Source organism: Kitasatospora sp. NPDC056184 (assembly GCF_042268405.1).
Taxonomy (GTDB): domain Bacteria; phylum Actinomycetota; class Actinomycetes; order Streptomycetales; family Streptomycetaceae; genus Kitasatospora.
This window is the reverse complement of sequence record NZ_JBHJUI010000015.1, coordinates 126,893-151,867: the sequence shown is the minus strand read 5'-3', so window position 1 is coordinate 151,867 and position 24,975 is coordinate 126,893. Positions and strand designations below refer to the sequence as shown.

Sequence of the window (24,975 nt, the reverse complement as noted above, 5' to 3'; positions counted from 1 at the left end):
GCCGGCGGCGCGAGGTGCCCGGGCGCGTGTCAGATGTGGACGGCGGGCCCGGCGTCGGTGGTACCGCGCCGGGTCAGCAGGCCGAGCAGGGCGGCGGCGAAGGCGACCACCGAGGCGACCGCGAAGGCCAGCGACATGCCGCTGACGAAGGAGTCGTGGACGGCCCCGGCCATCGCGTCGACGACCTGCTGCGGGGTGCCGGCCGGGGCGGGCGGGGCGATGCCGAGCTGGGCGGCCTGGTTGAGACCCTCGGCCTGCGCCGGGTCCACCGGCGGCAGGCCCGCGTCGGCCCACGTGCCGGGCAGCGTGTCGGTGACCCGGGCGGCCATCAGCGCGCCCAGCACGGCGGTGCCGAGGCTGCCGCCGACCTGCATCGCGGACTGCTGGAGGCCGCCGGCGACGCCGGAGAGCTCCAGCGGCGCGTTGCCGACGATCACCTCGGTGGCGCCGACCATGACCGGGCTGATGCCCAGGCCCATCAGCACGAACCAGAGCGCCATCACGCCGTTGCCGGAGCCGGCGTCCAGGGTGGACATCCCGAACATCGCGGCGGTGGTGATCAGCATGCCGGCCACGATCGGGATCCGCGGGCCCAGCTTGCCGATCGCGATCCCCGCCACCGGCGATCCGATGATCATCATGCCGGTCATCGGCAGCAGGTGGACGCCCGCCTGGACCGGCGTCATACCGTGGACATTTTGCAAGTAGAAGGTGACGAAGAAGATCGCGCCGAAGAACGAGAAGGCCATCAGCACCATCAGCAGGGTGCCGGCCGACAGCGGCAGCGAACGGAACAGGCTGAGCGGGATCAGCGGCTCCCTGGCCACCCGCTGCCAGAACGCGAAGGCGGTCATCAGGACGACCGCGCCGCCCAGGAAGACCAGCGTCGAGACGTCGCCCCAGCCCCACTCGGGGGCCTTGATGATGCCGAAGACCAGGGCGAACATCGCCACCGAGAGCAGCACGATGCCGGGGATGTCGAAGGACTTCGCCGCGTTCTCCGCCCGCACGTCCCGCAGGATCCACAGGCCGAGGGCCAGCGCGATCAGACCGACCGGGATGTTGATGAAGAACACCGACTCCCAGTTGACGTGCTCGACCAGCAGGCCGCCGACGATCGGGCCGGCCGCGGTGGAGGCGCCGATGACACCGCCCCAGATGCCGATCGCCATGTTGAGCTTCTCGGCCGGGAAGGCCCCGCGCAGCAGGCCGAGCGCGGCCGGCTGGAGCAGCGCGCCGAACAGGCCCTGCAGGACGCGGAAGGCGATCACCGTCTGGATGTTCCCGGCGAAACCGATCGCCGCCGAGGTGACGGCGAAGCCGACCGCGCCGACCAGGAAGGTGTTCTTGTGGCCGAACCGGTCGCCGATCTTGCCGGCGGTGATCAGGAAGACCGCGAGGGCCAGCAGGTAGCCGCTGGTCACCCACTGGATCTCGGAGGGCGCGGCGTTGAGGTCGGCCTGGATGACCGGGTTGGCGATCGCGACGATCGTGCCGTCCAGGGCGACCATCATCACGCCGACGGCGACGGTGAGCAGGGTCAGCCAGGGGTGGCCCTGGAGGCCCTTCCCACCCGGTGACGTGCCCGGCGGCGGTGCGTCCGCCGTGGCGCTCTTGGTGAGGGACTGACTCATCTGGGCCCTCCGAGGGGCTGGCTGCGGGCGGACGTGGAAGTGGCGCCCCGGCCCACCCGTCCCCACGAGTGCCCGGCCCTGGGGCGCCACCCAGGCACATTATGACAGTCACTGACATTCGGCAAACGCTGACTTCTGCGCCTTTCTGTCATTTGTCAGATCGCTACAGTAGCCTCCACAGCACCAGCCCGATCACCCTCCGGAGGGCCCCGCCATGGCCGCTCAGCCCGCTTCCCCCGCCCCCGCCCAGGAGCCCGGACTGCGCGCCCGGAAGAAGCAGCGCACCCGGGACGCCCTCATCGAGGCGGCCCACCGGCTCTTCCTCGGCCAGGGCTTCGCCCGCACCACCGTCGACGAGATCGCCGGCGCCGTCGACGTCTCGCAGCGCACCTTCTTCCGCTACTTCGCCAACAAGGACGAGGTCGCCCTCGCCGTCCTCGCCGAGGCCGAGGACCACTTCATCGCGCAGCTGCGGGCCCGCCCCGCCGAGGAGAACCCGCTCCGGGCGCTGCGCGCGGCGATCGTCGCCTCCTGGCGCGAGCGCGGCGCCGTCGCGGACACCGGGCCCTGCTCGGTGACCGCCGGGCTGGAGCTGCTCCGGATGATCGAGACCACCCCCACCCTGCTCGCCGCCCACCTGCGCCGGGTCACCGAGCAGGAGCGGGTGGTGACCCTCGTCATCGCCGAGCGCGAGGGCCTCGACCCGGCCGAGGACCTGCGCCCCGCGGTGCTCGCGGCGGCCTTCGGCGGCGTGCTGCGCGCCGCCCACCTGTCCTGGAGCGCCGACCAGGAGGACGCCGGCCCCGAGGGCATGATCGCGCTGATCAACCGCCACCTGGACCTGCTCGGCCCGGCCCTGGTCGGCGACTGGAGAGCGTGACCCTCATACCCGGGTATGACGCGGAGGTCCGCACCCCGGTAGGACGCCGGCCGCCCCGCGCCGCCCTAGGCTGACCGGATGCCCAAGCCACTGGGCGGTCCGGTGCGCGCACTGCTCGCCCCGCTCACCCGCCCGTCCGCCGACCACACCCCGCTGCTCGCCCAGGCCTCCCGCCGCTGGGTCCGCCTCCTGCCGTACGTCCTCGCCACCGCCGCCGCCGTCGCGCTGCTGCCCACCGGCATCAACGTGCTGGTCAACGACTACGGGGTGGACGCCGGCCTGGCCGCCGCCCTCACGGTCACCCAGACGGTGCCGCTGGTGCTCGCCGTCACCCGGCCGCTGCCCGCCTGGTGGATGATCGGCGGCGGCGCCCTGCTGACCTCGCTGCTGGTCCTCTCCACCGGCGAGGGCGCCACCGCCCAGGGCGTCGAGGGCCCCTGGCCGTGGCCGCCGCCCGCCCTGGTCGGCTACCTGCTGCTGATGCTGACGCTCGCCCTGCGCGAGGCCCGCCGCACCCTGGTCGCGGTCTGGCTGGTCACCGCCGCGGTGAGCCTGACGCTCTCCGTGATCGGCCTCGCCGGCGGGTTCGGCGGGGACAACAGCCTGCTCGCCACCGCCCTGGCCGGCGCCGTCCTGGTGCTCGGCGGGGCGCTGCGCGAGCGCGCCGAGGCCCGCCGGCTGCTCGCCGAGCAGGAGCACATCAGCGAGGCCGAACGCGAACGGCGCACCCTGCTGGAGGAGCGCGCCCGGATCGCCCGCGAGCTGCACGACGTGGTCGCCCACCACATGTCGGTGATCGCCGTCCAGGCGGCCAGCGCGCCGTACCGGATCACCGGCGTCCCGGCCGAGGCCGCCGAGGAGTTCGCCGCGATCGCCGGCACCGCGCGCGAGTCGCTGGCCGAGATGCGGCGGCTGCTCGGGGTGCTGCGCAGCGAGGAGTCGGGCGGTGAGACGGCGCCGCAGCCGGGCACCGGCCAGCTCGCCCAGCTGGTCGAGACGGTCCGCCGGGCGGGCGTGTCCGCCGAGCTGACGCTCGCCCCGGAGCTGGCCGGCGACCCGCTGCCGCCGGCCGTCGGGCTCTCGGTCTACCGGATCGTCCAGGAGGCGCTGGCCAATGTGGTCCGGCACGCCCCCGGCGCCGCGGCCTGGGTCTCGCTGGCGGTCGCCGACGGATCCCTGCTGGTCACCGTGGTCAACGCGGCCCCGCCGGTGCGGGCCGAGTCGCTGGAGGCCTCGGTCGAGGGCACCGGCCAGGGGCTGGTCGGCATGCGCGAGCGGGTCCGGCTGCTGGACGGGCGGCTGGACACCGGGCCGCTGCCGGACGGCGGGTTCAAGGTGGCCGCCGTCCTGCCCGTCCCCGCCCTGGCGGATACTCGGTCGGAGGACACCCGGCCCGGTGGCCCCGCACCGGAGGACCCGGACGGGCCGCCGGCCGAACCGTAGACCGCCCCGGGGAGAGCACCGTATGACCATCCGCGTGATCATCGTCGACGACCAGGCGATGGTGCGGGCCGGATTCGCCGCCCTGCTGAACGCGCAGAGCGACATCGACGTGGTGGGGGACGCCGCGGACGGCGCGCAGGGACTGGAGGTGAGCGGCCGCACCCATCCGGACGTCGTGCTGATGGACGTCCGGATGCCCGTCATGGACGGCCTGGAGGCGGCCCGCCGGCTGCTGGACCCGTCCGTGCCCGGCGCGCACCGCCCCAAGGTGCTGATGCTCACCACCTTCGACGTCGACGACTACGTCTACGACGCGCTGCGGGCCGGCGCCAGCGGCTTCCTGCTCAAGGACGCGCCCCCGGACGACCTCATCGCCGCCGTCCGGGTGGTCGCGGCCGGCGAGGCGCTGCTCGCCCCCTCGGTGACCCGGCGGCTGATCGAGGACTTCGCCCGGACCAGGCCGGCCAGGCGGCGCGACCCCAAGCTGCGGCTCAACGGGCTGACCCCGCGCGAGACCGAGGTCTTGGAGCTGATCGCCCGCGGCCTGTCCAACCAGGAGATCGCCGCCCGGCTGGTGCTCGCCGAGCAGACCGTGAAGACCCACATCGGCCGGATCCTGGCCAAGCTCGACCTGCGCGACCGCGCCCAGGCCGTGGTGCTCGCCTACGAGTCCGGCCTGGTGACCCCGGGTCAATGAGGCCCTCCCCCGGACCCCGGTGAGGTTCTCCCCCGGGGGAGAACCCCCTGATACCCGGGTAGCACCCGGGAGTTGGCCCCGCGGTGTGACGTCCGCGGGGCCGCCTCGTTCCTACCTTCCTTCCCGTCGGACCGGACGGGAAGCGGAGGCAGAAGGACATGACGAGGAATCGGATCGGGCGCGCGACGGCGGCCGCCGCGCTGGCGCTGGCCGCGGTGCTGGGAGTGGGCGGCTGGGCCTCCGGCGGCGAGCGCGCGGTGACCGGCCCGCCGCCCGGGGCCGCCGCCTGGACCGCCGACACCGCCCTCGGCCGGCCGCTGCCCGACCCGGCCGCCGCCACCCCCGCCGAGGTGGCCGCCTTCTTCGCCGGGCTGGGCCCCGCCGCCCGGGAGGAGCTGACCGTCCGCCACCCGCTGGTGGTCGGCAACCTGGACGGCGCGCCCGTCGAGCTGCGCTACCGGGCCAACGCCCGGGCCGTGGCCGAGGAGCGCGAGCACGCCCTGGCCCGGGCCGCCGACCCGGCGCTCACCCCGCAGGACCGCGCCGCCGCCCGGGAGCGCGCCGAGCGCTACCGCGGCCTGCTCGACGGATCGGCGCCCGGCGGGCCGCGCCGCCTGCTCGCCTTCGACCCGCGCGGCCGCGGCCAGGTCGCCGAGGTGTTCGGCGACCTCGCCGCCGCCCGCCGCACCGCGGTCGTCGTCCCCGGCTCCGACATCGACCTGCGCACCTTCGACCGCGCCGGCGACCCGTACGGCACCCCCGTCGGCATGGCCCGGGCGCTGTACGACGCGACCGGCGGGCACACCGCCGTGATCGCCTGGGCGGGCTACACCACCCCGCTCGGGCTGGGCCCGGACGCCGCCACCGAGACCCTGGCCGAGGCCGGCGCCGGGCGGCTGGCCCGACTGCTCGACGGACTCGCCGTCAGCACCCGCCCCGACGCCCCGGCCACGGTGTTCTGCCACAGCTACGGCTCGGTGGTCTGCGGGCTGGCCCGGCCGGGTCCGCGGCAGGCCTCCGGCGTGGTGGTGCTCGGCTCGCCGGGCCTGGGCGTCGGCTCGGCCGCCGAGCTCGACCCGCGCGTCCCGCTCTGGGCCACCGCCCGCAACGGCTCCGACTGGATCGGCAACGTGCCGCACCTGCGGCTGTTCGGCCTCGGCCACGGCGCCGACCCGACCGACCCGGCGTTCGGCGCCCGTCCGCTGCCGTCCACCGGCTCGCACGGCCACACCGGCTACTTCGCCCCGGGCACCGCCTCGCTGGCCGCCTTCGCCGACCTCGCCCTCGGCCGCTGACCCGCGCTCCCCCACCGAGCCCCCTCCCCGAGCCCCCTCCCCGAGCCCTCGCGCCCCGCGAACGGAGACCCCGTCATGCCCAGCCCCCTGCTCGCCCCCCTGCACCGGGCCGCCCGCCAGGTGGACGCCCGCACCCCCGGGACCCGCGACCGCGCCCTGGACGGTCTGCGCGCCCTCGCCCTGCTCGCCGTCCCGGTCGGCCACTGGCTGCTCGGCGGCTTCACCCGCTCCGCCGACGGCGCCCTGCACAACGCCAGCCCGCTCTCCTCCCCCGACCTCGGCTTCTTCGCCCCTGCCAGCTGGGGGCTCCAGCTGCTGGGCGTGTTCTTCCTGGTCGGCGGCCACTCGGCGGTCCGCTCGCTGGAACGGGCCCGGGCCCGGGGGGTCGGGTACGGGGGGTGGCTGCGCGGCCGGGTGGTGCGGCTGCTCCGGCCGGTGCTCGGCGTGGCCGCCGTCTGGGCGCCGCTGATCCCGCTGCTGCCGCGCCTCGGCGTCCCCGCCGACACCGTGCGGACCGGCTCGACGCTGGTGGTGCAGCCGCTCTGGTACATCGCCGTCTACCTGGGCCTGACCGCGCTCACCCCGGTCTGCGCGGCCCTCGCCCGCCGTGCGGGCGGCTGGTCGGCGGGCCTGCTGCTCGCCGCGGTCGCCGTCGTCGACCTGCTGCGGTACGGGCCGTGGGCCCAGGCGGTGCCGTCCTGGGTCGGCCTGCTGAACATCCTGCCGGGCTGGCTGTTCGGCTACCAGCTGGGCGTGCTCTGGGCCACGGGCCGGCTGGGCCGTCCGGCGGCGCGGCTGCTGCTGGCCGGCGGCGGGGCGCTGTTCGCCGTGCTGCTGCTGGTCTTCCACTACCCCGCCTCGATGGTCGGCGTGCCGGGCGCCGGGCGCACCAACTCGCACCCGCCGTCCCTGCTGGTCCTGGCGCTGGCGGCGGTGCAGTGCGGCGCGGCGGTGCTGCTGCGCGAGCGGCTCGGCCGGCTGCTGACCCGCCGTCCGCTGCTCTGGCTGCCGGTGGTGGCGGTCAACCTCTCCGCGATGACGATCTTCTGCTGGCACCAGAGCGCGATGCTCGCGGTCGCGGTGCCGGGCGCGGCCGCCTTCGGCGCGGTGCCGGGGCTGACGGTGGCGCCGGACTCGCTCGGCTGGGTCGCGTTCCGACTGGCGCTGCTGCCGCTGTTCGGCGCCGCGCTGATCGCGATCGGGTGGTTCACCCGCCGCTTCGACGGCCCGTGGACGGGGCTCCCCCGGCCGGCCAGGGCGGCGGCCGGAGCGGGGGCGGCGTTCTTCGCCGCGTACGCGCTGGGTGTCGTCTGACGCCCGGTGGGAGGACGGGGCGGCGGGGCGGGACGACGGGCGGGCGGGGCGACGGCGGGCGCGGACCGGCGGGTCCGCGCCCGCTTCCGCGTTCCCGCGCGCCCGCTCACCCGCTTGCGGCGCACGCCCCCGCCGAACGCAGTGACTCCGCATGCGAACCGCGACCCACCGTGATGGCCTGTGGCTGTCGGCGACCGGGCGCTGCCCGTCGGCCGTTCCCCCCTTTCCCCGCCCGGAGTTCCGAGCCGGACGACCTCTGCCGCTGTTCGAGGAGTTCCATGTCCCTGCCCCCGCCACGGCCCGGCCGGCGCCTCGCGACCGTGCTCGCCACCGCCGTGGTCTTCACGCTGACCGCCGGCACCGCCCTGACCGCCGTCGTCCCCGCCGCCGCCCACGGTTCCGGCGGCCATGACGCCCCCGACGGCGCGACCGCCGTCGCCCCCAAGGTCACCGACCCCCGGGTGCTCGCCGAGGTGCGCGACGACGAGGTCGCCGCGCTCGGCCAGGAGCACGCCGAGGAGCACGCCCGGATGCGCGCGGCCGTCCGCGGCATCGGCGACTACCCGCAGACCACCCGCACCAACCGGCTGAACGCGCTGACGGAGTCCCAGACCACCCACAACCAGGGCTTCGCCGCCGGCACCTTCGGGGCGTTCAACCAGTACTTCCCCTCGCCCGACTTCGGCGACCACGTCGCGCTGCTGCCCACCGGCAAGGTGCTGCTGTTCTCCTTCGAGCGGATCGAGACCAACCCGGAGAAGGAGCCCGCCCCCACCCAGACCACCGGTCGGGAGAACGCCGGCCGGGCGTTCCTCTGGGATCCGGCGGCCGGCTACGGCAAGGACGCGTTCAAGCAGGTCACCCCGCCCGTGGTCGACATGCCCGACGGCCTGAACCAGCCCCGCCCGGCGCCGTTCTTCTGTGCCGGCCACTCCTTCCTGCCCAACGGCATGCTCGGCGTCTTCGGCGGCAACCTCGGCGGCAACGGTGGCACCGGCGCCAAGCTCTCGCTGATCTTCGACCCGTGGACCGAGACCTGGACCCGCAACGCCGACATGTCCGTCGGCCGCTGGTACCCGACGGTGGTGACCGGCGCGGACGGCCGGCAGCTGATCATGTCCGGCCAGTCCGAACTCGGCTGGGGCACCCCCACCCCGGTGGTCGAGCGCTTCCCGGCCAAGAACTACCCGGTGCCCTCGCTCAAGAGCGACACCCCGAGGAACGTCCCCGTCGACCGGTTCAAAGCCGACGCCCCGTTCACCCTGGACTACCCGCACCTGTTCTCGCTCAACGACGGCAACATCTACGGCTTCGGCCGGCAGGCCGCCGAGCAGTGGAAGTTCGACCCGGTCGCGGAGACCCGCAGCGACCTCACCGCCCGCCCCGACGGCCGCAAGCGCAACTACGGCTCGGCGGTCCTGCTGCCCGGCGGAGCCAACGGCCCGGACTCCGCGCTGATCCTCGGCGGCGACCGGGACAACCCCAGCACCCTGCGCTTCTCCAACGGCAGCTGGACGGCCGAGAAGTCCCGCGCCTTCGGCCGCACCCAGGACGACACCCTGCTGCTGCCCAACGGCCGGCTGATGACCGTCAACGGCGCCTACGACATCCGCGACTACGGCAACGGTCCGTACAACCCGAACGCCGACCTCAAGTACCGCCAGGTCGAACTCCGCGACGACCAGGGCAACTGGCAGCTCGGGCCGGTCCAGCGGCTGCCGCGCGGCTACCACTCCAACGCCGTGGTACTGCCCGACGGGCGCGTGATGGTCACCGGCGACGAGCTCCAGCAGCTCGCCAACAACCCGGACATCGACGGCACGGTGGCCGACGTCCCCGGCACCACCGGCCCGGTCACCATGAACGGGACCATCGAGATCTACGAGCCGGCCTACCTCCACCAGGGCGACCGCCCGGTCCTCGACCGGACGCCGACCGCACCCGTCGGCTACGACAAGACCTTCCAGGTCACCACCACCACCCCGGAACTGGTCTCCAAGGCGGTGCTGCTCGCCCCCACCACCTCCACCCACTCGATCAACACCAGCCAGCGCCACCTCGACCTGCGGCTCAGCAGCCGGGCCGGCAACCGGCTGGAGTTCCAGGCCCCGCCGGACGCCAAGGCCGCGCCGCCCGGCTGGTACATGCTCTACCTGCTCAACGACCGGGGCGTGCCCTCCGTCGCCAAGTGGATCCAGCTCACCGCCTGACCCGCGCTCCCGAAAGGAACCCCACCCCATGGCAACGGATCTTCCCCTCCGCGACAGCGAGGAGATCCAGGGCGACATCCTGGCCGGCTTCAGGAAGGACAACGTCAGCGTCCTGTTCCTCAAGTTCGAGGACGCGACCCGGGCCCGCGACTGGCTCCGGCAGCTCACCCCGCAGATCGCCACCACCCGCGAGGTCGCCGCCTTCAACGACGCGTTCAGCGAGGCCCGCCGGACCTCCGGCGGCGACGACCCGAAGACCCTCAAGGCGACCTGGCTGGGCGTCAGCTTCACCTACGAGGGCCTGCGGATCCTCTCCACCACCGAGCCGTTCCCGCAGCAGCCGCGGCCCGGCACCGGGCTGGAGGCGTTCAAGGAGGGCTCGGCCAAGCGGGCCGGCGCGCTCGGCGACACCGGCGAGAACTCCCCGGCGAACTGGCTGTTCGGCAACGGGAAGGACCAGCCGGTGCACGCCGTGCTGAAGCTCTCCGCGGACAGCGAGAACGACCTCCGGACGGCGGTCGAGGCCCAGCGGATCGCCGCCGCCGAGTTCCGGGTGCTGATGGTCTACCAGCAGAACGCGCAGACCCTGCTCGGCAGCCGCCGCGGCAAGGAGCACTTCGGCTTCAAGGACGGCATCAGCGAGCCGGGCATCCGGGGCTTCGACCGGCCCGACCCGAACCGGCCCGAGGACGTCGAGGGCCACCCGGGCACCCGGATCGTCCCGGCCGGCGAGTTCGTCTGCGGCGAGGAGCCGGCCCCGGGCAGCTTCCGGGACTTCCCCGACTGGGCGCGCGGCGGCTCCTTCCAGGTGGTCCGCCGGCTCGCCCAGGACGTCCCCGGCTGGTGGTCGCAGGTCGCGGTCAAGCTGAAGGAGCTCCGGCTCGCCAAGGCCGTCCCGGACGCCGCCACCACCGAGTGGCTGGCGGCCCGGATGGTCGGCCGCTGGCGCTCCGGCGCCCCGGTCTGCCACTTCAAGGACCACGACGTCCCCAACAACCCCGGCGCCGCCTCGGACAACGACTTCGACTTCCGGGACGACCTGGAGGGCCTGGTCACCCCGCTCTGGTCGCACCTGCGCAAGACCAGCCCGCGGGCCGGCCTCCAGGCACCCGGCCCCAGCAGCCCGCCGCTGGACGCCGGGGCGCTCGACGGCCGCCGGATCATGCGCCGCGGCACCCCGTACGGGGCGCCGTTCGACCCGGCCTCGGAGGGCCCCGGCGGGCCCGACGACCCGCGCGGCCTGCTGTTCGTCTGCTACCAGGCCGACATCGCGCGGCAGTTCGAGTTCATCCAGGCCGACTGGATGGACCAGCCGGACTTCCCGCCCGGCCGCCACCCGGAGCCCGGCAAGGACCCGGTCACCCAGCAGGCCGACGACGTCGACTTCGAGAGCCGGGAGCCGGACGGCACGGTCAGGCACACCCCGCTGAGCTTCGCCCAGTTCGTGCAGACCACCGGCTCGGTCTACGCCTTCATGCCCTCCCTCAGCACCCTGCGGGGGCTCGCGGACGGACGGCTGGTCGGCCCGACGGCCACCACGGGCGGACAGGGCGGACAGGGCGGACAGGGCCAGACCCAGCAGGGCGGCCAGGGCGGCGGGCAGAGCCAGACCCAGACCCAGCAGGGCGGCCAGACCACCGCCCCGGGCGGCCCCGCGTACCCGGTCGACGACGTCCTCCCCGTCCCGGACCAGTGGCGGCGGACCGGCCAGAGCCACTTCTGGGTCGGCCACGGCGACAGCTACCGCAAGATCGCGGTCGCCGACGGCCCCGCCCACACCGACCAGGTGGTCAAGGGCGACACCCCGCTGAGCGCCCACCCCTGCTTCCAGGGCATCGGCCGGATCGACTGCGTCCTGCCCATGGCCGACCTGCAGAACCCCGGCGGCAAGAGCTGGTACTGGGTCTTCCACAGCACAGGCGGCCGCCAGCAGTACCGGGCGATCTCGATCACCGGCGGCAACCGGCACACCGGCACGCTGGAGCGCACCGACCGCGACCTCGGCCCCTGGGCCTCGCTGGGCGGCGTCGACCGGGTGGACTGCTTCCTCGCCGTCCCGGACCAGCAGCGGGCCGGCGGCAAGAGCTGGTACTGGGCCTTCCACACCACCGGCGGCCGCCAGCGGTACCGGCTGATCTCGGTGGCCGACGGCACCGGGCACCCCGACACGCTGGAGCGCGGCGACCGCGAACTCTCCCAGTGGGGCTCGCTCAGCGGCGTCGACCGGGTGGACTGCTTCCTGCCCGTCCCCGACCAGCAGCGGGTCGGCGGCAAGAGCGAGTACTGGGTGTTCCACGGTGACAGCTACCGCCGGATCTCGGTCGCCGACGGCAGCGGCCACCCGGACCGCCTGGTGAGCGGCTCGCGCTCGGTCTCGGCCTGGAACTCGCTGCTCTGAGACCGCGGGCCCCGCGCCCACCGCCTCCGCCCCCGCGACCGCCCGGCCGCGGGGGCGGAGCGCTCTTCGCGCGAACGACCAGGACGCATCCGGGACACCCGCGGTTCATGTGATCCATCCCACAGTTTGAGCCGGACTCAGCGCGCCTCCTGGCCCCTAGGCTTGCGCTGGGAAGTTGGCAGTCGTACCACCCTCCGGGCTCCCGTCCGGGATCGGTGACGGGACTCTCAGGGAGTTGAGGCGATGCGCCGTCGGCGGTGGAAGCACGTCCTGATCGGCGCCTTCGCGGGTGCCGCCGTCCTCGCCGACGCCGGCGCGGCGGCCGCCCAGGCCGCGGCCGCCACCGAGCAGTTGGCCATCTCCACCCCGCCGGCCGGCAGCGCCGCCTGGGTCCAGGACCACTCCTACGGGCACGACCTGCCCGACCCGGCCACCACCGCCCCGGCCGCCGTCGCCGAATTCTTCGCGCAGCTCACCCCCGCCGAACTGAACCGGCTGGTCGAGGCCTACCCGCTGGTGGTCGGCAACTTCGACGGCGCCCCGCTCGCCGTGCGCTACCGGGCCAACCGGATCGCGCTGGCCGCCGAGCGCGACCACGCCCGGACCCGCGCCGCCGACCGGACCCTCCCCCCGGAGCAGCGCGCGCTCGCCGTCTCCCGGGCCAACGACGTGCAGAGCCTGCTCGCGGACGGCCGGCAGATCCTCGCCTTCGACCCGCGCGGCCGCGGCCTGCTCACCGAGGTCTGGGGCGACCTCGGCGGCGCCGACCGGGTCGCGGTGCTCGTCCCCGGCTCCGACGCCGACCTCGGCCACTTCGACCAGGCCGTCGAGCCGCTGCGCTCACCGGCCGGGATGGCCCGGGCGCTGTACCAGGAGGAGCGCCGGCAGTCCCCGGGCACCCGCACCGCGGTGGTCGCCTGGACCGGCTACGTCACCCCCTCCGGCCTCGGCCCCGACGCGGTGACCTCCCGGCTCGCCGACGCCGGCGCACCCCGGCTGCGCCGGCTGCTCGCCGGCCTCAAGGAGACCACCCGGCCGCAGGCGCCGCCCGCGCTGTTCTGCCACTCCTACGGCTCGGTGGTCTGCGGCACCGCCGCACCCGACATCCCCCGGGCGGCCGCCTCGCCGGCCGACACCACCGGGATCACCGACCTCGTGGTGTTCGGCTCCCCCGGCATGGGCGTGGAGAGCACCTCGGAGCTGGGCGACGGCGTGCACGTCTGGGCCACCCGCAACGAGACCGACTGGATCGGCAACGTGCCGTACCTGGAGGTCGGCGGGCTCGGCCACGGCGCCGACCCGACCTCGCTGGACTTCGGCTCCGAGCGGATCTCCTCGGCCCGCTCCTCCGGCCACAACGGCTACTTCGCCGCCGGCACCGACAGCCTGCACAACTTCGCGGCCGTCGCCCTCGGCGCCTACCAGGACGTGCTCCGCCCCGCCCCCGAGGCCTGACGCCTGACGCCTATCTGGCCTCCGGGTAGAGCCGGACGGCCTCGGCGGCGGCGCGGCCCATCTCCCGGCGCGCGGCCGGCGGGGAGAGCACCTCGGCGTCCGCGCCGAACGCCAGCAGTGCCCGGACGGCCGGCAACGACTGGAAGCCGAGCGAGAGTTCGACCCAGTCGTCGGGCGCCCCGCCCCCGCTCTCCGGCGGCGGGGCGGCGAGCCGGGTGCCGTGGATCCGGACGAACATGTCCAGCCGCCCGCGCCGCACCCGCACCCTCACCGCCAACTCCCGGGGCAGCCGCTCCACCTGCTCGCGCAGCACCGCCCAGACCTCGCCCAGCCCCACCCCCGGGCGGCGGCGCACCGGCTCGTCCGAGGTCTCGGCGGACAGCACCCGGTCGGCCCGGAACAGCCGCGGCTCGCCGCGCAGGTCGGCGACCAGGTACCAGACCGACGCCTTGCTCACCAGGCCGTACGGATCCACCGCGTACTCCACCGGCGCGGGCGCGCCGCTGTGCCGGTAGCGCAGCCGCAGCCGGCGGTCGGCGAACACCGCGTACTGCAGCTCGCCCAGGTCCGGCCCCGGCGGCGCACCGGCCTGCAGCCAGCGCGCCGGGTCGACCAGGACGCGCTCGCTGATCCGCTCGGCGCCGGGCCGGTGCGGGGCGGGCAGCGCGGCCATCACCTTGCGCAGCGCCGAGCCCAGCGCGCCGTCCAGCCCGAGGTCGCTGTGCGCGCCCTGGGCGGAGAGCACGAACAGGGCGCGCGCCTCGTCGGCGGTCAGGCCGCTGACGTCGGTGCGGTAGCCGGGCAGCAGGCTGATGCCGCCGTGCCGGCCGCGTTCGGTGTAGACGGGCACGCCGGCCGCCGAGAGCGCCTCGACGTCGCGGTAGATGGTGCGGACCGACACCTCCAGCCGTTCGGCCAGTTCGGTGGCGGGCACCCGGCCGCGGGTCTGGAGCAGCAGCAGGATCGAGAGCAGGCGGTCGGCCTTCATGGCACGAGGATCCCAGAAATCATGACGGCGGTTGTCAGGTTTTACCGGGAGATTGCCTCCCGACAGGAAAACCTTTCGCACCACCGGAGTTGAAGCACCCCATGGACACCACCCAGGACCCGCGCCCGCTGTACCGGCTCGCCCTCGACCAGCTGGAGAAGCTGATCGCCGAGGCCGGTCCGGAGACCCTGGACCGGCCCACCCCGTGCACCGAGTACGACCTGCGGGCCCTGCTCGGCCACGTGGTCGGCGGCATCCACCGGCTCGCCTTCACGGGCGAGGGCGGCCACTGCCAGGACGTCGCGGCCGCGACCGGCGAGCTGCCCGACGACGGCTGGCCGGCCGCCCTCGGCCGGGCCCGCGCCCGGGTGACCGCCGCCTGGGCGGAGGACGCCAAGCTGGACCGCCCGACCTCCGCGCCCTGGGGCGAGGTGCCCGGCCGCAACGCGGTGGGCGGCTACGTCCTGGAGACCGTCACGCACTCCTGGGACATCGCCCGCGCGCTCGGCACCGCCCTCCCGCTGGACGAGCGGCTGGCCGAGGCGGCGCTGGCGATCGCCCTGGTCGCGCTGCCGGCCGAACCGCGCGGCGGCTCCGTCCCGTTCGGCCCGGTCCTGCCCGCCCCGGCCGGCGCCGACCCGTACACCCGCCTCGCCGCGTACCTCGGCCGCGCGGCCTGACGGCTCAGTGGCTCGGCGCGCACCGCGCCAGCCGCCCGTTGTACACGTCGATCTTGTGGTCGAGCACGGCCAGCGTCGCGTGCAGGTCCGCGATCTGCTGCCGCACCGCCTCCCGGTGGGCGAGCAGCAGGTCGCGGCGGTCCACCGAGGTCCGCTCGCCCTCCCGGGCCAGCTCCACGTACCGCAGCATGTCGGCCACCGGCATCCCGGTCAGCCGCAGCCGCCCCAGGAAGGCCAGCCGGTGCAGGTCGGCGTCGCTGTACCGGCGCTGGCCCGAGGCCGAGCGGTCCACCGGGTCGAGCAGGCCGATCCGCTCGTACCAGCGCAGGGTGTGCGCGGTCAGCCCGCTGGCCGCCGACACCTCGCCGATGGTGTGCCGCGGCGTCCCGTCGGCCGCGCCGACCGGGTCCCTGAACACCTCGTCGCAGGTGCGCAGCTCGGTCTCGATGGATGCGAGTACGGTCATGGCCGGCCCCCCGTGATGAGCGTGACGACGACGCTAGCGCCTTGGAGTGCACTCGAAGCAAGTGCGTCCGGCCCAGCCTGCCATCCCGCCGGGCCCGCCGCCCCGGTTAGAGTCGGGCCCCATGGAGAGCTTGCGGAAGATCGAGACCTGGCCGGTGCCGCACGCGGCGGCCGCCGTCGTACGGGGCGCGGACGGCGCGGTGCTGGGCACGTACGGGCCGCAGGACCACCTGTTCCCGCTGGCCTCGGTGACCAAGCTGCTCACCTCCTACGCCGTGCTGGTCGCGGTCGAGGAGGGCGTCTTCGAGCTGGACGACCCGGCCGGGCCGGAGGGCTCGACCGTCCGGCACCTGCTGGCCCACACCTCGGGCCTGGCCTTCGACGAGCACAAGGTGATGGCCGCGCCCGGCAACCGCCGGCTCTACTCCAACGCCGGCTTCGACGTGCTGGCGCAGGCCCTGGAGCGGGCCGCCGGCATCGAGTTCGGCCGGTACGCCGCCGAGGCCGTGTTCCAACCGCTCGGCATGCACGCCACCCTGATCAACACCGCGCACCGCTCCCCCGCCGGGGCCGGCGGCCTGTCCACGCTCGCCGACCTCACCCGGTTCGCCGCCGAGCTCCAGGCCCCCAAGCTGCTCGACCCGGGCACGCTGCACGCCGCCACCCGCGAGGTCGCCTTCCCGGGCACCAGCGGGGTGCTGCCCGGCTTCGGCCACCGCCGGCCGAACGACTGGGGCCTCGGCTTCGAGATCCGCGACGGCAAGGCGCCGCACTGGACCGGCACCGCCAACTCCCCGGCCACCTTCGGCCACTTCGGCCAGTCCGGCACCTTCCTCTGGGTCGACCCGCAGGCCGGCGCGGCCTGCGTCGCGCTCACCGACCGGGACTTCGGCCCGTGGGCCGCCGAGGTCTGGCCGGTGCTGAGCGACGCCGTGCTCGCCGAGCTGTAGGGCCCGTCCTCGAACCCCCGTCAGCCGTACGAGACCGGTGAGTGCATCTCCCACAGGAGCAGCTCCGCGCCGTCCTCGCCGGCCGTCGGCGCCGCGAAGGCGTCCCCGGTGATCCGCACGCTGTCGCCGGGCACCATCGAGCGGCCCCCGCCCTGCGGTCCGGGCACCGTCCGGTAGCCGAGCGAGCCGGCCGTCAGGTGCGCGTAGCGGTAGGCGGCGGCCGGCAGGGCGGGCAGCGGCTGCCACGGCCCGGCGGTCACCAGCCACAGCGCGGCGTCGCCGCGCCGCAGCCGCAGCGCCTCGGTGCCGGCGTCCCGCGGCAGCCCGGAGGCGAGCAGCGTCAACCCGTCGGCGGCGCGCTCCACCCCGCGCAGCCCGTACGCGGGGGGCGCGTCGAAGACGTCGGGCTGGAGCCACATCTGGACGAAGCGGACCGGCCCCTCGGCGCCGCCGACGTTGCGCTCGGTGTGGGTGACGCCGGAGCCGGCGCTCAGGTGCTGGACCATGCCGGGCCGCACCACCCCGCCGTGCCCGCAGGAGTCCCGGTGGGCGAGCGCGCCCTCCAGCACCCAGGTGAGGATCTCGGTGTCCCGGTGCTTGTGCTCGTCGAACCCGGCGCCGGGGGCGAGGAGTTCCTCGTTGCACGCGAGCAGCGCGCCGAAGTGCGTGTTCTTCGGGTCGTAGTGTCCGGAGAAGGAGAACGCGTGCCTGGTCTCGACACCCTCGGCGGGCGTCGAGCGGTAGCGCTCGGCGGTGCGGCGCAGGTCGGCGCGGGGGCGGGCGGGGGCATCGGTCACGGACCCACCGTAGTGGCACCCCCGACCGGTGTGACCGTCACCACCCCGCCCGTCCACCGGGGGCTGTGCACGAGCAGTCACTCCGGTGAGGCAGTCTTGTCCCTGTGCCAGCCGCTGCCGCGAACTCCAAGAGCGATCCGACCGCCAATCCCGACAAGAACGGGAAGAGCCCGACACCCGGCGCCGGGAGAGACCGGCCCGGACGGGCGGCGCCGCGCCTGACCGCGCAGGAGCGCCGGCTCGCCGCCGAGCGCGCCGAGCGCCGGGCCGCGACCCTCAAGCGGCTGGAGAAGTCCTCCGGCAAGCTCGCCTCGGCGGCGATCGCCCGGATGGACGACCAGCTCGGCTGGTACCGGCGGATGCCGCCGGAGCACCGCTCCTGGATCGGCCTGGTCGCCCAGGCGGGTATCGCCGCCTTCACCGAGTGGTACCGCAAGCCGGACGCCCCGCAGGCGATCTCCACCGATGTCTTCGGCACCGCGCCGCGCGAGCTGACCCGGGCGATCACCCTGCGCCAGACCGTCGAGCTGATCCGCACCACCATCGAGGTGATGGAGGAGGCCATCGAGGAGGTGGCCGCCCCCGGTGACGAGGCCGACATGCGCGAGTCGGTGCTGGTCTACGCCCGGGAGATCGCCTTCGCCACCGCCCAGGTGTACGCCCAGGCCGCCGAGGCCCGGGGCGCCTGGGACGCCCGGCTGGAGGCGCTGGTGGTCAACTCGCTGCTCTCCGGCGACGCCGACGAGGGCGTGCTGTCCCGGGCCGCCGCGCTCGGCTGGGGCCAGCCGAGCCAGGTCCGGGTGGTGATGGGCTCGGCCCCGGACGGTGATAGCGAACTGGTGGTCGAGGCGATCCGCCGGGCCGCCCGGTACGCCAAGCTGCACGTGCTGACCGGGGTGCTGGGCAAGCGCCTGGTGGTCGTGGTGGGCGGCGAGAAGGAGCCGGTGCACGCGGCCCGGGCGCTGATCGGCCAGTTCGCGCCGGGCCCGGTGGTGGTCGGCCCGACCGTGTCGGACCTGCTCTCGGCGACCCGCTCGGCGCACGCCGCCGCGGCCGGCCTGCGGGCCTGCGCGGCCTGGCCGGACGCCCCGCGCCCGGTGCTCGCCGACGACCTGCTGCCGGAGCGCGCGCTGGCCGGGGACCAGGCGGCCCGGCGCCAGCTGGTGGAGGAGATCTACACACCGCTGGACGAGGCGGGCTCGGCACTCCTGGAGACCTTGAGTGTCTACCTGGAGCAGGCCTCTTCACTGGAGGGAGCCGCCCGGATGCTCTTCGTCCACCCCAACACGGTGCGCTACCGGCTCCGACGTGTGACCGACGTCACGGGCTACGCTCCCTCCGACGTACGTTCGGCGTTCACCCTGCGTATCGCACTGGCGCTGGGGCGGCTCACGGCCGCCGGGGAGTCGAGCTGACCGCTCTGTAGGGACCTTACAATCCCGGATGCTTTTCTTCGTTACCGTCGCCTACCCGCCCCCGGGCGCCTGGCGAGAGAGGGTTGAACCGTGCTCGTAATCGTCGCCCCTGGACAGGGTGCCCAGACCCCCGGTTTCCTCAGCCCCTGGCTGGAGCTCGACGGTGTCGCCGACCGCCTGCAGGGCTGGTCGGAGGTCGCCGGGCTCGACCTCGTGCGCGCCGGAACCGAGGCGGACGCCGAGGAGATCAAGGACACCGCCGTCGCCCAGCCGCTGCTGGTGGCGGCCGGTCTCGTGACCGCGCGTGCGCTGTTCCCGGACGAGGACGCCGCCCGTGCGCTGGTCGGCGCGGTCGCCGGCCACAGCGTCGGCGAGATCACCGCCGCGGCCGGCGCCGGCGTGCTGAGCGCCCGCGACGCGCTGACCTTCGTGCGCGAGCGCAGCCTCGCCATGGCGGAGGCCGCCGCGGCCACCGAGACCGGCATGCTCGCCGTGCTCGGCGGCGACCCGGAGGCCGTCGCGGCGAAGCTCGCCGAGCACGGCCTGACCGCGGCCAACAACAACGGCGGCGGCCAGATCGTCGCGGCCGGCACCCTGCCGCAGCTGGACGCGCTGCGCGAGGACCCGCCGGCCGGTGCCCGGCTGGTCGCGCTGAAGGTCGCGGGCGCGTTCCACACGACCCACATGGCCCCCGGTGTCGAGCGGCTGGCCAAGCTGGCCCCGACCCTGCCGGTCGCCGACCCGAAGGTGGCGTACGTCTCCAACCAGGACGGCGGAGTCGTCGCCTCCGGCGCCGAGGTGCTGAGCCGCCTGGTGTCGCAGGTCTCCAACCCGGTCCGCTGGGACCTCTGCATGGAGACCCTGCGGGAGCTGGGCGCGACCGCCGTCATTGAGCTCGCCCCGGCGGGCACCCTCACCGGACTGGTCAAGCGCAACCTCAAGGGCGTGGCGACGCTTGCCCTCAAGACCCCCGCCGACCTCGACAAGGCCCGCGAGCTCGTCGCGGAGCACGGCGGTCAGGAGCAGGAGCAGCAGGCATGAGCAACACCCCCCAGATCCGCCCGGTCACCGGTGCGCGGTACTCGCGTATCCACGGTGTGGGCGGCTACCGCCCGGTCCGGGTGATCCCGAACGCCGAGGTGCTGACCTGGATCGACTCCTCGGACGAGTGGATCCGCACCCGCAGCGGGATCGCCGAGCGCCGCTGGGCCGGCCCCGAGGAGTCGGTCGCCGAGATGTCGGTGCAGGCCGCCGGCAAGGCGATCGCCCAGGCCGGGATCGACCCGGCGCGGATCGGCGGCGTCATCGTCGCCACCGTCTCGCACCTCAAGCAGACCCCGGCCATCGCCACCGAGATCGCCGAGCGGCTCGGCTGCGGCACCGCCCCGGCCTTCGACATCTCGGCCGCCTGCGCCGGCTTCGGCTACGGCCTCGGCCTGGCCGACGGCCTGGTCCGCGGCGGCAACGCCGAGTACGTGCTGGTGATCGGCGTGGAGCGGCTGAGCGACCTGACCGACACCTCGGACCGCTCGACCGCGTTCATCTTCGGCGACGGCGCCGGCGCCGCGATCGTCGGCCCGTCCGACACCCCCGGCATCGGCAAGGTCGTCTGGGGCTCGGACGGCTCGCACAAGGACGTCATCTCGCAGACCCAGGCCTGGGACACCGCGTTCGCCAAGGAGGACGCCGTCAACGGCGCCGGCGAGCAGGTCAAGTGGCCCGCGCTGCGGATGGAGGGCCAGACGGTCTTCCGCTGGGCGGTCTGGGAGATGGCCAAGGTCGCCCAGCAGGCGCTCGACGCCGCCGGGATCACCGCCGACCAGCTCGGCGCGTTCATCCCGCACCAGGCCAACATGCGGATCACCGACGCCATGATCAAGGCCCTCAAGCTGCCCGCCTCGGTGCCGGTCGCCCGCGACATCACGGAGACCGGGAACACCTCGGCGGCGTCCATCCCGCTGGCGATGGAACGCATGCTGGAGAGCGGCGAGGCCCGCAGCGGTGACCTCGCACTGATCATCGGGTTCGGGGCGGGTCTCGTGTACGCCGCGGCAGTCGTTACGCTCCCCTAGGCGTTTTCGCCCGATCCACCCGCACACCTGCGTCCGTCCGCCGGGCGGCCGCATCCACCACCGAAGAGGAGCAGCCAGTATGGCTACCAAGGACGAGGTTCTGGAAGGTCTCGCCGAGATCGTCAACGAGATCGCCGGCATCCCGACCGAGGACGTCGAGCTCGACAAGTCCTTCACCGACGACCTGGACGTCGACTCGCTGTCCATGGTCGAGGTCGTCGTGGCCGCCGAGGAGCGCTTCGACGTCAAGATCCCGGACGACGAGGTCAAGAACCTGAAGACCGTCGGCGACGCCGTGGACTACATCCTCAGCCACGCCTGAGCGGTCGACACGTTCGACGCCTGACATCGGCCGGCTCCTCCGAGTCGGCCGACCCGCCGGCCGGGACGCCCCAACCGGGCGCCCGGCCGGGCTCACCTTCGGCCGCCGCCGACCGCCCGCACAAACGTGAGAGAAGAAGATCCAGTGACTGTTGAGAACCGTACCGTGGTCGTCACGGGTATCGGCGCCTTCACGCCGCTGGGCGGCGACGCCGCCACCACCTGGGAGAACCTGGTCGCCGGGCGCTCCGGGGTGGCTGCCCTGACCGAGGAGTGGGCCGCCGAGCTGCCCGTGCGGATCGCCGCGCGCACCGCCGTCGAGCCGGGCGAGATCCTGCCCCGCCCGCTGGCCCGCAAGCTGGACCGCTCGGCCCAGTTCGCGCTGATCGCCGCCCGCGAGGCCTGGGCCGACGCGGGCTACGAGACCCCGGCCACCGACGAGTCGTCCAAGCTCGCCCCGGAGCGCCTGGGCGCGGTGATCGCCTCCGGCATCGGCGGCGTGACCACCCTGCTCGACCAGTACGACGTACTGAAGGAGAAGGGCGCCCGCAAGGTCTCCCCGCACACCGTCCCGATGCTGATGCCCAACTCCCCGGCGGCCAACGTCGGCCTGGAGGTCGGCGCCCGCGCGGGTGTGCACACCCCCGTCTCCGCCTGCGCCTCCGGCGCCGAGGCGATCGGCTACGCGATCGAGATGATCCGCAGCGGCCGCGCCGACGTCGTGATCGCGGGCGGCACCGAGGCGGCGGTCCACCCGCTGCCGATCGCCGCCTTCGCCAACATGATGGCGATGTCCAAGAACAACGACGAGCCCCAGCGCGCCTCCCGCCCGTACGACAAGGGCCGCGACGGCTTCGTGCTCGGCGAGGGCGCCGGCGTGGTCGTGCTGGAGTCGGTGGAGCACGCCGAGGCCCGCGGCGCCCGGATCTACTGCGAGGCGGTGGGCCAGGGCCTGTCCTCGGACGCCCACCACATCGCCCAGCCCGAGCCGACCGGCGCCGGCGTGGCCCGCGCGCTGGCCGACCTGTTCGACCGCAACCAGCTGGACAAGGCCGAGATCGTGCACGTCAACGCGCACGCCACCTCGACCCCGCAGGGTGACACCGCCGAGCTGAAGGCGCTCCGCACGGAGCTGGGCGAGGACCTCGACCACATCGCCATCTCGGCCACCAAGTCGATGACCGGTCACCTGCTGGGCGGCGCCGGCGGCATCGAGACGGTCGCCACCGTCCAGGCGCTGTACCACCGCGTCGCCCCGCCGACCATCAACGTCGACGAGCTGGACGACGACGTCGACGCGGACATCGTCCGCGGCGAGGCCCGCAAGCTGCCCGAGGGCCGGATCGCCGCGCTGAACAACTCGTTCGGCTTCGGCGGCCACAACGTGGTGCTGGCCTTCCGCACCCGCTGACCCCGGGTCCCGCACGACGGCGGAGGGGCCGGCGCTCATCGCGAGCGCCGGCCCCTCCGCCGTCTCCCGGTCCGGTCAGACCACCTGGTGCAGCCAGCGCACCGGCGCGCCCTCCCCGGCGTAGCGGAAGGGCTCCAGCTCGTCGTCCCAGGGCTTGCCGAGCAGCACGGCGATCTCCGCCGCCAGGTCCGCCCCCTCGTTGCGGGCGCGCAGCAGCACGGCGCGCAGCCGGTCCTCGGGGATCAGGATGTCCCCGTGGATGCCGGTGACGGCGTGGAAGATGCCGAGCCCGGGCGTGCTGCTGTACCGCTCGCCCTCGGCCGCGGCGCAGGGCTCGCTGGTGACCTCGTAGCGCATCAGCTGCCAGCCGCGCAGCGCGGAGGCGAGCTTCGAGGCCGTACCGGGCTCGCCCTGCCAGGAGAGCTCGGCACGCCAGTGCCCGGGCGCGGCCGGCTGGCGGATCCAGTCCAGGCTCACCCGCACACCGAGCACCCCCGCGACGGCCCACTCGACGTGCGGGCACAGCGCGCGGGGCGCGGAGTGGATGTACAGGACTCCACGTGTCGTCACCGGGACCTCCAGGCTGTGGACGAGGGTCGCCTTCCCCAGCTGCCTCGTGTTCGAGCCCGTAGTTGATCCACAGTTACCCACGTTAGCCGACATTAAGCCACTAAATTGAGCAAAACGGACAGGCTTTCGCTCAATGCTAGTCGAAACCGCAACGAGGTCCACCCCTCGGTCGGATCTCTCCCCCGAACGGCCCCATCGGCGGGCGGGACCACCGTACCGCGCCGCCCCGCACCGCGGATGACGCACTTTCGGATCGGGCCGGAATGCGGTAGTGCGGCCGGATCCCCTCCGCCGGGTACGCAAACCGCCCCGCACCGGCCGGGCCGGTGCGGGGCGCAGGAGCGGCGACGCGGCGTCAGCCGTCCAGGCGGACCACCATCTTGCCGGTGTTGGCGCCGCGCAGCAGACCGAGGAAGGCGTCCACCGCGCTGTCGATGCCCCGGGTCTCCGTCTCGCGGTACTTGAGTTCACCCGAGCGCACCCACGCCGAGACCTCCTCGACGAACGCCGGCTGGAGGTCGTAGTGGTCGCCGACGAGCAGCCCCTCCACGCGGAAGCGCTTGGCGATGATCTGCGCGAGGTTGCGCGGGGCCGGGGTGGGCTCGGTGGCGTTGTACTGCGAGATCATCCCGCACACCACGATGCGGCCGTGCAGGTTGATCACCTCGATGGCGGCTTCCAGGTGCTCGCCGCCCACGTTGTCGAAGTACACGTCGATGCCGTCGGGCGCCGCGGCCCGGAGCTGCTCGACGACCGGGCCGTCCTTGTAGTTGAACGCGGCGTCGAATCCGTACTCCTCCACGAGGAGCTCGACCTTCTCGTCCGAGCCGGCGGAACCGATCACCCGCGCCGCGCCCTTCAGCTTGGCGATCTGGCCGGCGATGCCGCCCACGGCGCCCGCCGCGCCGGACACGAACACGACGTCGCCGGCCTTGATCTCCGCGATCCGCGTCAGCCCCGCGTACGCGGTCAGGCCCGGCATCCCCAGCACGCCCAGGTAGGTCGAGAGCGGCGCGGCGTCCGGGTCCACCTTGACGGCCGCCCGGGCGTCGAACGTCGCGTACTCGCGCCAGCCGAAGAAGTGCAGGACGTGGTCGCCCTCGGCGAAGCCCTCCGCCTCCGAGGCCACCACCCGACCGACCGCCCCGCCCAGCATCGGCTTGTCCAGTTCGTACGGCTCCGCGTAGGACTTGCGCGCCGACATGCGCCCGCGCATGTAGGGGTCGACCGACAGGTCGATGTTGCGGACCAGGATCTCGCCGGGGCCAAGGGCGCGCACCGGCGCCTCGACGAGGGCGAAGTCGGACGGGACCGGCCAGCCCTGGGGGCGGGCGGCGAGGTGCCACTCACGGGCGGTGGCGGGCACTTCCGGCGCGGTCGGCTCGGCTGCCATGGTGATTTCCCTACGTGAAAGGTTGAGACGGTGAAGTAACAATGGGCATGAAAGGTTCACGTTGTCAAATATTCAGGTAGACTGCTGCCATGAACGCCCAGCCGATCCGGGACACCGCACAGCCGGCCGACGAGATCACCCGTGAGGTCGTCGACCTCATGGCCAACCTGGTCGCGCTCTTCCACCGCGAGTACGAGGAGGCCGCCGCCGCCCGCTCGCTCACCGGAGCGCAGGCCAAGGTGCTCGCCCTGCTGCGACGCGGCCCCCTGCCCATGCGCCAGATCGCCCAGACGCTCAGCTGCGAGCCCTCCAACATCACCGGCATCGTCGACCGGCTGGAGACCCGCGGCTTCGTCACCCGCCAGCCCGACCGGCAGGACCGCCGGGTCAAGCTGGTCGCCACCACCGACACCGGCAGCACCGCCTCCGAGGAACTGCGCGAGTCGCTGAACTTCGCCCGCGAGCCGCTGGCCGCGCTCGACCCCGACGAGCGGACCCAGCTGCGCGACCTGCTGCAGCGGATGCTCGCCGGCGCCGCCGGGCCCGGCGCGTGAGGAGCATCACAGCTCCGGCCGCCGAATTGTCGG

General features: G+C 74.3%; 22 protein-coding genes. 16 read left to right on the top strand and 6 right to left on the bottom strand.

The annotated features are described in order from the left end of the window. Positions 1 to 29 precede the first annotated feature (29 nt). On the bottom strand, positions 30 to 1,634 hold the full coding sequence (locus ACFC0B_RS27480) for an MFS transporter (protein ID WP_376091196.1): 1,605 nt from the start codon (positions 1,632 to 1,634) through the stop codon (positions 30 to 32). Positions 1,635 to 1,848: 214 nt separating this feature from the next. Here ACFC0B_RS27480 and ACFC0B_RS27475 point away from each other — a divergent pair, with 214 nt between their 5' ends. The 8 genes from ACFC0B_RS27475 to ACFC0B_RS27440 all read left to right on the top strand — a co-directional run bounded on the left by ACFC0B_RS27475 (position 1,849) and on the right by ACFC0B_RS27440 (position 13,326). Continuing rightward, the gene (locus ACFC0B_RS27475) at positions 1,849 to 2,514 is read left to right on the top strand and encodes a TetR family transcriptional regulator (protein ID WP_376091193.1); all 666 of its coding nucleotides are present in this window, start codon (positions 1,849 to 1,851) and stop codon (positions 2,512 to 2,514) included. A 78-nt stretch (positions 2,515 to 2,592) separates the two neighbouring features. After that, a complete protein-coding gene (locus ACFC0B_RS27470) occupies positions 2,593 to 3,957 on the top strand; it encodes a sensor histidine kinase (RefSeq protein ID WP_376091190.1) in 1,365 nt (454 codons plus the stop codon). Between the two features lie 22 nt (positions 3,958 to 3,979). Continuing rightward, positions 3,980 to 4,654 (top strand): response regulator, encoded by a 675-nt coding sequence (locus ACFC0B_RS27465; protein WP_376091187.1) that lies wholly within the window; start codon positions 3,980 to 3,982, stop codon positions 4,652 to 4,654. A gap of 158 nt (positions 4,655 to 4,812) precedes the next feature. Further along, positions 4,813 to 5,949 carry an alpha/beta hydrolase gene (locus tag ACFC0B_RS27460; RefSeq protein ID WP_376091184.1) on the top strand — a complete coding sequence of 379 codons (1,137 nt, stop codon included), beginning with the start codon at positions 4,813 to 4,815 and terminating at the stop codon, positions 5,947 to 5,949. A 75-nt stretch (positions 5,950 to 6,024) separates the two neighbouring features. After that, positions 6,025 to 7,263, top strand: coding sequence for an acyltransferase (locus ACFC0B_RS27455; protein WP_376091181.1), 1,239 nt, complete (start codon positions 6,025 to 6,027; stop codon positions 7,261 to 7,263). Positions 7,264 to 7,541: 278 nt separating this feature from the next. Further along, positions 7,542 to 9,473 carry a galactose oxidase-like domain-containing protein gene (locus tag ACFC0B_RS27450; RefSeq protein ID WP_376091178.1) on the top strand — a complete coding sequence of 644 codons (1,932 nt, stop codon included), beginning with the start codon at positions 7,542 to 7,544 and terminating at the stop codon, positions 9,471 to 9,473. Positions 9,474 to 9,501: 28 nt separating this feature from the next. Beyond that, positions 9,502 to 11,871: a Dyp-type peroxidase gene (locus ACFC0B_RS27445; protein ID WP_376091175.1), complete on the top strand. Its 2,370-nt coding sequence runs from the start codon at positions 9,502 to 9,504 to the stop codon at positions 11,869 to 11,871. 243 nt (positions 11,872 to 12,114) lie between these two features. Beyond that, entirely contained in the window at positions 12,115 to 13,326 is a 1,212-nt protein-coding gene (locus ACFC0B_RS27440; RefSeq protein WP_376091172.1) for an alpha/beta hydrolase, read from the top strand. Positions 13,327 to 13,336: 10 nt separating this feature from the next. Here the strand turns inward: ACFC0B_RS27440 and ACFC0B_RS27435 are convergent, their stop codons facing one another. Beyond that, positions 13,337 to 14,314, bottom strand: coding sequence for a helix-turn-helix transcriptional regulator (locus ACFC0B_RS27435; RefSeq protein ID WP_376091169.1), 978 nt, complete (start codon positions 14,312 to 14,314; stop codon positions 13,337 to 13,339). A gap of 101 nt (positions 14,315 to 14,415) precedes the next feature. On the opposite strand from ACFC0B_RS27435, the gene ACFC0B_RS27430 reads away from it, so the two are divergent. After that, positions 14,416 to 14,994, top strand: coding sequence for a TIGR03086 family metal-binding protein (locus ACFC0B_RS27430; RefSeq protein WP_376091166.1), 579 nt, complete (start codon positions 14,416 to 14,418; stop codon positions 14,992 to 14,994). A 4-nt stretch (positions 14,995 to 14,998) separates the two neighbouring features. Here the strand turns inward: ACFC0B_RS27430 and ACFC0B_RS27425 are convergent, their stop codons facing one another. Continuing rightward, positions 14,999 to 15,460 (bottom strand): MerR family transcriptional regulator, encoded by a 462-nt coding sequence (locus tag ACFC0B_RS27425; protein WP_376091163.1) that lies wholly within the window; start codon positions 15,458 to 15,460, stop codon positions 14,999 to 15,001. 121 nt (positions 15,461 to 15,581) lie between these two features. On the opposite strand from ACFC0B_RS27425, the gene ACFC0B_RS27420 reads away from it, so the two are divergent. Then, positions 15,582 to 16,409 (top strand): serine hydrolase domain-containing protein, encoded by an 828-nt coding sequence (locus ACFC0B_RS27420; protein ID WP_376091160.1) that lies wholly within the window; start codon positions 15,582 to 15,584, stop codon positions 16,407 to 16,409. A gap of 20 nt (positions 16,410 to 16,429) precedes the next feature. Here ACFC0B_RS27420 and ACFC0B_RS27415 read toward each other — a convergent pair whose 3' ends face one another. Beyond that, a complete protein-coding gene (locus ACFC0B_RS27415; protein WP_376091157.1) occupies positions 16,430 to 17,206 on the bottom strand; it encodes a pirin family protein in 777 nt (258 codons plus the stop codon). Between the two features lie 218 nt (positions 17,207 to 17,424). On the opposite strand from ACFC0B_RS27415, the gene ACFC0B_RS27410 reads away from it, so the two are divergent. From ACFC0B_RS27410 to fabF, 5 genes are all read left to right on the top strand, one after another. Next, positions 17,425 to 18,621 (top strand): PucR family transcriptional regulator, encoded by a 1,197-nt coding sequence (locus ACFC0B_RS27410; RefSeq protein WP_376091299.1) that lies wholly within the window; start codon positions 17,425 to 17,427, stop codon positions 18,619 to 18,621. 90 nt (positions 18,622 to 18,711) lie between these two features. Continuing rightward, on the top strand, positions 18,712 to 19,662 hold the full coding sequence (locus ACFC0B_RS27405; RefSeq protein ID WP_376091154.1) for an ACP S-malonyltransferase: 951 nt from the start codon (positions 18,712 to 18,714) through the stop codon (positions 19,660 to 19,662). Then, complete coding sequence (locus ACFC0B_RS27400; protein ID WP_376091151.1) at positions 19,659 to 20,693, top strand: beta-ketoacyl-ACP synthase III; 1,035 nt, start codon at positions 19,659 to 19,661, stop codon at positions 20,691 to 20,693. The genes ACFC0B_RS27405 and ACFC0B_RS27400 overlap by 4 nt, the downstream gene beginning before the upstream one ends. A gap of 79 nt (positions 20,694 to 20,772) precedes the next feature. Then, entirely contained in the window at positions 20,773 to 21,015 is a 243-nt protein-coding gene (locus ACFC0B_RS27395) for an acyl carrier protein (protein WP_344325330.1), read from the top strand. A 144-nt stretch (positions 21,016 to 21,159) separates the two neighbouring features. Beyond that, the gene (gene fabF / locus ACFC0B_RS27390) at positions 21,160 to 22,425 is read left to right on the top strand and encodes a beta-ketoacyl-ACP synthase II (protein ID WP_376091146.1); all 1,266 of its coding nucleotides are present in this window, start codon (positions 21,160 to 21,162) and stop codon (positions 22,423 to 22,425) included. 75 nt (positions 22,426 to 22,500) lie between these two features. Here the strand turns inward: fabF and ACFC0B_RS27385 are convergent, their stop codons facing one another. Then, positions 22,501 to 22,995 (bottom strand): DUF3145 domain-containing protein, encoded by a 495-nt coding sequence (locus tag ACFC0B_RS27385; protein ID WP_376091143.1) that lies wholly within the window; start codon positions 22,993 to 22,995, stop codon positions 22,501 to 22,503. 355 nt (positions 22,996 to 23,350) lie between these two features. Then, entirely contained in the window at positions 23,351 to 24,388 is a 1,038-nt protein-coding gene (locus ACFC0B_RS27380; protein WP_376091140.1) for an NADP-dependent oxidoreductase, read from the bottom strand. A gap of 89 nt (positions 24,389 to 24,477) precedes the next feature. Here ACFC0B_RS27380 and ACFC0B_RS27375 point away from each other — a divergent pair, with 89 nt between their 5' ends. Next, on the top strand, positions 24,478 to 24,942 hold the full coding sequence (locus ACFC0B_RS27375; RefSeq protein WP_376091137.1) for a MarR family winged helix-turn-helix transcriptional regulator: 465 nt from the start codon (positions 24,478 to 24,480) through the stop codon (positions 24,940 to 24,942). Positions 24,943 to 24,975 lie beyond the last annotated feature (33 nt).